Origin of the sequence: Actinomadura sp. NBRC 104425 (assembly GCF_030269545.1) — a bacterium.
Taxonomy (GTDB): domain Bacteria; phylum Actinomycetota; class Actinomycetes; order Streptosporangiales; family Streptosporangiaceae; genus Spirillospora; species Spirillospora keratinilytica.
This window is the reverse complement of sequence record NZ_BSTN01000075.1, coordinates 1-2,361: the sequence shown is the minus strand read 5'-3', so window position 1 is coordinate 2,361 and position 2,361 is coordinate 1. Positions and strand designations below refer to the sequence as shown.

At 71.2% G+C, this 2,361-nt stretch carries 1 protein-coding gene; it reads left to right on the top strand.

Features of this window, described 5'->3' with window-relative positions; translation table 11 throughout:
- A partial coding sequence (locus QSK22_RS33145) for an AMP-binding protein (protein WP_285498451.1) occupies window positions 1-2,361 on the top strand: 2,361 nt, incomplete at both ends.

The window sequence follows — 2,361 nt, the reverse complement described above, 5'->3', positions numbered from 1 at the left end:
ACCGGATCGTCGCAGGCGTCGACGGCGGCGCCGCCAACGTGGCCGACGTGTACCCGCTGGCCCCGCTGCAGGAGGGCCTGCTGTTCCACCACCTGCTCGCGGGCGGTGGAGCAGACGCATACGTGACCATGCAGGTCCTCGAGTTCGACTCGCGAGCCCGTGTGAGCCGGTTCGTTGAGGCGCTGCAGCAGGTCATCGACCGGCATGACATCTACCGGACGGCTGTCGTATGGGAGGGCCTGCGCGAACCGGTCCAGGTGGTGTGGCGGCAAGCGAAACTGCCGGTCGTCGAGCACACGCTCGACCCGGACACCACCGACCCGGCCGACGCGCTGCTGGCCACGGTCGGCTCGGCGATGGACCTGGGCCGCGCGCCGATGATGGACCTGCACGTCACCGAGACCACCGACGGCCGGTGGCTCGGACTGGTGCGCATGCACCACATGGTGCAGGACCACCAGGGCATGGACGTCCTCATCCAAGAGCTGCGGACGGTCCTCGCCGGGAAGGCCGACCGGTTGGGCGAGGCGCTGCCGTTCCGCAACTTCGTGGCACAGGCCCGCAGCGGGGTGCCGCGCGCCGAGCACGAGCGGTTCTTCGCCGACCTGCTCGGCGACGTGACAGAGCCCACCGCCCCCTACGGCCTGATGGATGTGCATGGCGACGGCAGTGACCTGGTCTCCGAGGTGGTGTCCGTCCCCGACGAGGCGGTGGCGGGCCTGCGCGAGGTCGCGCGGCGCCTGGGCGTCAGTGCGGCCACGGTGCTGCACGTGGCCTGGGCGCGCGTGCTGGCCACCCTGTCCGGCCGGGACGACGTCGTCTTCGGCACGGTCCTCTTCGGACGGATGAACGCCGGCGAGGGCTCAGACCGGGTCTCCGGGCCGTTCTTCAATACGCTGCCGGTCCGGGTGCGCACCGGCCGGGTCGAAGTCCGTGCGGCGGTGGAGGAGATGCGGTCCCAGCTGGCCGGGCTCCTGGAGCACGAGCACGCGCCGCTGGCGGTCGCGCAGCAGGCCAGCGGCATCACGGGCAACACGCCGCTGTTCACCTCGCTGTTCAACTACCGGCACGCCGGGCAGGAGGCCGATCGTGCCGAGCAGGAGCCGATCGAGGGGATCCGGCAGGTCGCCGTCCGGGTGCAGAACAGCTACCCGCTCACCGTGTCGGTCAACGACTGGGGGCAGGGCGGTCTCAGCCTGAGCGTGCTCGCGGTGAAGTCCGTGGACGCGCGTGCGGTCGGAGTGCTGGTGCGCACCGCGCTGGAAAACCTCGTCGCCGCGCTCGCCACCGCACTGGACGGCGGCCCCGACGCCGCCCTGCGGTCCGTGGACATCCTCGACGGGGCGGAACGCGACCGGCTGCTGTCCGAATGGAACGACACGGCGACGGCGACGACCGGCGTGAGCGTCGTGGAGGCGTTCGGCCAGACCGTCGCGGCCATGCCGGACGCGGTCGCGCTGGTCGCGGAAGACGTGGAGCTGACCTACGCCGAGCTCGACGCGCGGGCGGACCGGGTCGCCCGCCTTCTGCGCGATGCGGGTGTGGGTGTGGAGTCGGTGGTCGGGCTGTGCCTGCCGTCCGGCGTTGAGATGATCGGCGCGATTTTGGGTGTGTGGAAGGCCGGGGCCGCCTATCTGCCGATCGACGCGCAGTCGCCCGCCGAGCGGATCGCGTTCATGCTGGCCGACAGCGGCGCCCGAGTGGTGCTGGCCGACCGGGACGAGGCCGGGGCGTTCGCCGACGCTTCGTCCGAGGCCTCGTCCGAGGTGCGCGTGCTCTGGCTGGACGACCCGCACGTGCTCACGGACCGCCCGGACTCGCCGCCTCCGATGCAGACCGATCCACACGGTTTGGCCTACGTCATCTACACCTCCGGCTCGACCGGTGTTCCGAAGGGGGTGGCGGTGACGCACGGGGCGCTGGCGAACTATGTGGCGTCGGTGTCGGAGCGGTTGGGCTGGTCGGGTGCGGGTGCCCGGTACGGGTTGTTGCAGCCGCAGGTGACCGATCTGGGGAACACGGTGGTGTTCGTCAGTCTGGCCACGGGTGGGCGGTTGCATGTGGTGGATCGCGGGTCGGTGACGGATGCCGAGGCGGTTGCGGGCTATCTGGCCGAGCATCGCATCGATCATGTCAAGGCGGTGCCGTCGCACTTGGCCGCCCTGGCGTCGGCGGCCGGTGTCGAGCGGGTGGTTCCGGCGCGGTCGATCGTGCTGGGCGGTGAAGGTGCGCCTGCAGAGTGGGTGGGCGAGCTGGTGCGGGCGGCCGGGGGCCGGCGGGTGTTCAATCACTATGGTCCGACCGAGGCGACGATCGGTGTGGCCACGGCTGAGTTGTCGGTGGATGTGGTGGCGTCGGGTG